We start from the raw sequence: 5,000 nt of genomic DNA, 5'->3' as shown, positions 1-5,000 counted from the left end.
TCCAAATAAACGATCCTTCGACTGAAAACTAACACAAAGGAATCTATTTTGATCACAATACTAATTTGTCTCGTCACCTTCGGTTTGAGTATTTGGTGTTTTAGTTCCGAGGACAAACTCGATAAGTTTATTCTCACCCCGTATCGATTGAAGAGGAATAAAAATTATTATACTCTTCTCACTTCCGGTTTTATTCACGCGGATTGGATGCATTTGATCTTCAACATGATTTCGTTTTATTCCTTCGGAAAAAATTTAGAAATAACCGTAGGTCCCATCAAGTTTCTTCTTTTTTATCTCGGAACGATCTTAATTACGAGCGTCATCTCTTGGAGAAAGAATCTGGAAAATCCTCTTTATGCAACGTTAGGTGCATCCGGTGGTGTTTGTGGCGTTTTGTTTGCTACGATTCTTTTTTACCCGAATCTATCCCTTTACATGATGTTCATACCGATCCCGATTCCGGGAGCGATTTACGCGGTCCTGTATCTAGTTTACACGTACTTTTCCTCGAAAAGCGGACACTCGGACGGAATCAACCATGACGCTCATCTTTGGGGCGCATTGTGCGGAATTGTATTCGCTCTTTTGCTCGAACCTGAAATCCTCGGTAGAGTTCTTCGAAATATTTCAGGAAGTTAAAAGAACATACCGTTAGAATTTTTATCCTAAAACCTTAAACTCAATCAACTACGATCATTCGCCAAGTTCGTATGCCCAGAAGTTCCCACGGATTACGTCCCTGGATAGATTTATGAATTTTCGAACAGCCTTTTCCGCTATTCAATTCCCATAGGAATTCCCACATTCTAAGTTTTCAGGACAAGTTCTTAATAAACTTACGACTCCTTTCTTTGAGTCTTACATTTTTTCACGAAGAAAAAAAATCCAATGAACTTGATCTTCGCGAATGTGCCTGTTTGAATCCAGACCGCATGGCTTTTGAATTTCTCTGATTTGGTTACGAGGAAATAAAACGAATTTCGTATGCCGAAATCAAAATCGTCGATACAAGAAAGTCATTTTAGAAGTTATCTCAAACATATCTTAGAATGATTAAAATCGGCATTTTAAGGAAAGATAAAGTATTTTTGAGATAACTTTTAATCTTCAGATTTAAAATTAATAAAAAAATTAAAAACCCACACGACCCTAGAGGTAGTGTGGGTCCTCGTTTTAGAGTCCTACGACTGCCCCGCAGGTAGTCGCTAAGTTTTTATTATTTGCATAAGATTGATCCGAAGTGGCCGCACTCAAGGCGAGATTGATCGTACTCTTCGTAAAATTCGAATGAACACAATCTCCTCCGTTTGTAGTACACTTCACGTTCCCGGGCTTCACTCCTGTGGAAAGAGTCGTAAGCCAAGTAACAAAGTTAGTTCCTCCAGAACCCAATTTATACATATCTTCCGATGTGGTAATCGTATGCACATCGCCTGGAGCGATATAATACGAATAATTAGCCGCCGCACCGGAGATTCCATTCATAGAAGTAACCGCTTGTTGCGTCCAACCGCAGGTTGATCCATCTGTGGACGCGAGAGTGCCGTCCGGAACCGAACTCCCGTCGGTATCCCCGAACAATGCGGAATACGTTTTAGAGGAATCATAAGGATCGGTTGTTTTTTCATTCGAATAAGCCGGAGCCGCATTGATGATATTCATCACCTTGTAAAAGAATCTTTGGTTTCCGTCGAAAACGGCAGTGTATTGTCCGGTCTTGTCTCCCAAACCTATATAGTAAGTGGAAACCTTTGTAAAAAAATCTTGTATGGAAGGATTACCAACAGTGAGATAGTTGGCAGTGATCCCTGTTACCCATGTCGGAAGACTTGAATCGGCTCCCCACTGAGTACTTAAATTGGAAAAAAATCCGTTTGGGATCACTCCGTTAGACGCATCGATAAGCATGTTAACCTTTGCGGATGCATTTAACCCCGTAATCGTTTCACGAACAATCGGATAATTCAATAAAGTCCCGTAACCTCCCGCACTTTGTCCGGTAACGAATACATTCTGAACTCCCGGATATTCCGACTGAATGTATTTCAAAGCCGCAAGGACATTGTCATAACCCCGATGTTGTACGACGACTTGAGATCCTGTATTTGGGTCGGTATAAGTCATGTCCTTGGAACCGAAGTGAAGATCTCCCGTACAATACGGAATAAAAACAACATCATAGTCCTTGAACGGATTCAAAGAATTATTCGCATTCATCACACCTTGAAAGGCAAACTTTACAAACAAATCGGGAACACTATTGAGTTGATTGAAATATGTAGTCGTATTCGATCCGAAGCAATTGTATCCGCTCCAACAAGCTCCCCCTCCCATAAAATTGATGAGAAGTTTTTTATTGGATGTGCTTACCTTCTTTCTATAGAAAGAAAACGTAGTATTTCCACTCGACCCAGAACAGGAAGGATTATAAGCTCTATTTGAATAATTTGCTCCAGCAACCGTGATCGTTCCGGCGGAAGGAGTAATCTTTTCGTAAGGATTATGTAAAAGATCCGCTATTATCAATTCTAGAAACATTCTCTCCTTATCATCATCTTTCTTTTTACAATCGGTAAAGGCGAGAATGAGGCAAATCGCCACCAGGTATATTATCCATCTTTTCATTTTTTTCGAGCTCCTTTTCTATTGTTTTTTCAATTTTGAATTTTTCTATTATAGTACTTCTCTAAACGAAAGTCAATCGATGCAGAAAAAATCAAACTTGATTCCCCAAACTCCCGATCCAATTCTTAAGTAAGGTTTTGAATAAGATCGCGTATTCTTTCGTTTTGGAGTTGGGCGCAATGTACGAGCACAAAACAAGAATACGATGGTAAAAGATGCGATGAGAATAAATCTCTATATAGGAATGCAACTACAAAAATCCATATGCTTATAATAGAAAGCTCAAAGATTTTTTTGGAAAAGATTGGCATAAAGCGCGAAAATAAATAAATTCCCCTAGGGCAAATGGAATTTTCAGACTACAAGGATCGCTGAAAAATCAAAAAAGATCTATCTAAGAAAAAGTTCCCAGAGGATAATCAGAGCATTTGCTTTTATTAAAGTGCTCTAAAATTGAGATTCTTCGGAAGACGACTCTATAGTCTTTACTGATCTCTACATAAAGAAGTACCGCCAATTTTAGCACAAATCCCCGTTGAGGCGCGGAATTTTGGACACTCTATTATGTAGGGATGAGTAAAACGTAATCTTCTTCGAATCAATATAAGACTTTTTGCATTTTTACGTATTCAAAGAAACCGGACGCTCTTTCCTATACAGGAATTCAGATTTCTAAAATCGCAAAACCTTTTTTGATTGTTTCTTTTTTGCTTCCGATTCGGATTTTACCGGAAACTTTTCCTTCCACTCTTTCCATGGGAATTTTTTTTCCGAAAAGACCGGAAATCATTTGGCGGGTTGTTCTTACCGGAGTAACCGTAAGTTCGATTTGATCGGAAGAGTCGTGAATAACGTAAGACAGGGATTCTTTCTCAAAACTAGCAGTTTCTAAGAATGTCGGAATTCCGTTTTTCCAAAGAAGAATTCCAGAGTTTTTATTGTAGTTCAAACGAAACGAATTTTTCCCCGACCCAAAACCGTAGATGCGCGATTCGGGCAAAAAAGATATACTTTCAAAACCGGTGGTGACGCTGTAAGCTAATCTCTCCGAAGATTCCAAATTCCAAGTTTTATCGTCGATAGCAAGTTGACCTCTCACTTGAAGATCCGGAGAAATCAACCGAAATAACCAATCCTTCCCGGAAATTCCCAAAGAAGAAACAGGTTTGTTCGTTTTTTCCGCGATGCTTACAAGAGCATCAAGTTGCAGATTCAAATCTGAAGTAAAAATGGAAGAATGGGTATAACCTTGTTGGATCGTATCGTCCAGGCGAAAGTTGAATCGTTGATTCCCTTGCGTAAAACTCCAATATCCGTTTCGAAATGTACCTTTGGATAAAAATTCTTTACCCGGACTTCCAACCCATTCGAAGTCTCTAAAATTTCCGGATTCAAAAAACCAAAGATTGAGAAGAGTCTTACAAGCCCCCGGGCCTCGAAAAATTCGAAGTCCTAAAAGAAAATCTACTGTAATCAAATCGACTAAAATAGAGTCTATTTTTTTCAAGGAAGACAAGAAAGAAGTTTTGTATTCTCTGGAGTTATCGATTCCAAGAGTCCCTGAATAGAGACCAAAATTGGGTTCTAATGTTGAGGGGTTGAGTAAATGGCCGATCGCCTCTTTCATGCGAATACCTTTAAGATTGTCAGTTTTTTCAGAGGTTTCAAAAAAAAAGAAGAATGTAATCTTTTCTTCTACTTAATTTGATACTTTTTATCCAGAATTTTGCTTGTCGGAACCCATTTGATGGATTTCAGTAAATAGATTTTTAAAGAAGATCATGTTATACAGCCAGGATAAAAGCAATTTACTTTCCTACGGCGAGAACTACTATCAGCCTCATTATCAACCCATTCTAGAAGTTACCAATTGTAATATTATAGGATACGAGGTTCTAGGAAGATTTTATTTTCCCGAAAAAAACGAATATCGTTCTCTGGGTTATCAGTTTCACAACCCAGAACTAGATACAATTCGTCTCATCCAAATCGATCGGTTGATTCGGGAAAAAGCGATCCGCCATCTCAAAGACTCGGGCGTAAAAACCAAACTTTTTCTTAACATGATGCCTAACTTTCTCTCTATGATTCACACGGGAGACGTTCTAGATCTCAAAAGACTTCACGTTCTTAATCTTATGGAAAAATACGACATTTCACCTTCGGAGGTCGTTTTAGAAATCACGGAAGATAAGTTCGACGGAAGCATTGAAAAACTTCTTTCGATCGTGAACGTATTCAAAGACTACGGATTCAAGATCGCGGTCGATGATCTCGGAGTCGGATTTTCCAATTTGGAAAGAATCGGTTATATCCATCCGGACATAATAAAAGTCGACATCAAGATCATGCGGGAAAGTTTAAACCGAAGA

5 protein-coding genes (2 of these 5 only partly in view) are annotated in these 5,000 nt (G+C 38.9%); 3 read left to right on the top strand and 2 right to left on the bottom strand.

The annotated features are described in order from the left end of the window. Positions 1–32, top strand: the end of a protein-coding gene (gene uvrB, locus LEP1GSC062_RS11920) for an excinuclease ABC subunit UvrB (protein WP_020984369.1). Its footprint begins 1,969 nt before the window's first position; only the last 32 of its 2,001 coding nucleotides appear in the window; its start codon lies off the left edge, out of view; it ends in the stop codon at positions 30–32. A 16-nt stretch (positions 33–48) separates the two neighbouring features. After that, positions 49–642 carry a rhomboid family intramembrane serine protease gene (locus LEP1GSC062_RS11915; protein ID WP_010576230.1) on the top strand — a complete coding sequence of 198 codons (594 nt, stop codon included), beginning with the start codon at positions 49–51 and terminating at the stop codon, positions 640–642. Between the two features lie 534 nt (positions 643–1,176). Here the strand turns inward: LEP1GSC062_RS11915 and LEP1GSC062_RS11910 are convergent. Beyond that, positions 1,177–2,628 carry a pectin acetylesterase-family hydrolase gene (locus LEP1GSC062_RS11910; RefSeq protein WP_010576231.1) on the bottom strand — a complete coding sequence of 484 codons (1,452 nt, stop codon included), beginning with the start codon at positions 2,626–2,628 and terminating at the stop codon, positions 1,177–1,179. A gap of 664 nt (positions 2,629–3,292) precedes the next feature. Beyond that, complete coding sequence (locus LEP1GSC062_RS11905; RefSeq protein WP_020984375.1) at positions 3,293–4,255, bottom strand: hypothetical protein; 963 nt, start codon at positions 4,253–4,255, stop codon at positions 3,293–3,295. Positions 4,256–4,409: 154 nt separating this feature from the next. Between LEP1GSC062_RS11905 and LEP1GSC062_RS11900 the strand changes: the two genes are divergently transcribed. Continuing rightward, positions 4,410–5,000, top strand: the beginning of a protein-coding gene (locus tag LEP1GSC062_RS11900) for an EAL domain-containing protein (RefSeq protein ID WP_020984383.1). Its footprint extends 654 nt past the window's final position; 591 of the gene's 1,245 nt are visible here — the first part of the coding sequence; it begins with the start codon at positions 4,410–4,412; the stop codon falls past the right edge of the window.

Origin of the sequence: Leptospira alexanderi serovar Manhao 3 str. L 60, from assembly GCF_000243815.2 — a bacterium.
Classification (GTDB): Bacteria; Spirochaetota; Leptospiria; order Leptospirales; family Leptospiraceae; genus Leptospira; species Leptospira alexanderi.
This window is presented reverse-complemented; position numbering and strand designations above follow the sequence as displayed.

What these genes read in the sequence shown, in the direction of transcription:
- LEP1GSC062_RS11910 (WP_010576231.1), bottom strand. Translation starts at nt 2,628, where the DNA reads ATGAAAAGATGGATAATATACCTGGTGGCGATTTGCCTCATTCTCGCC.
- LEP1GSC062_RS11905 (WP_020984375.1), bottom strand. Translation starts at nt 4,255, where the DNA reads ATGAAAGAGGCGATCGGCCATTTACTCAACCCCTCAACATTAGAACCC.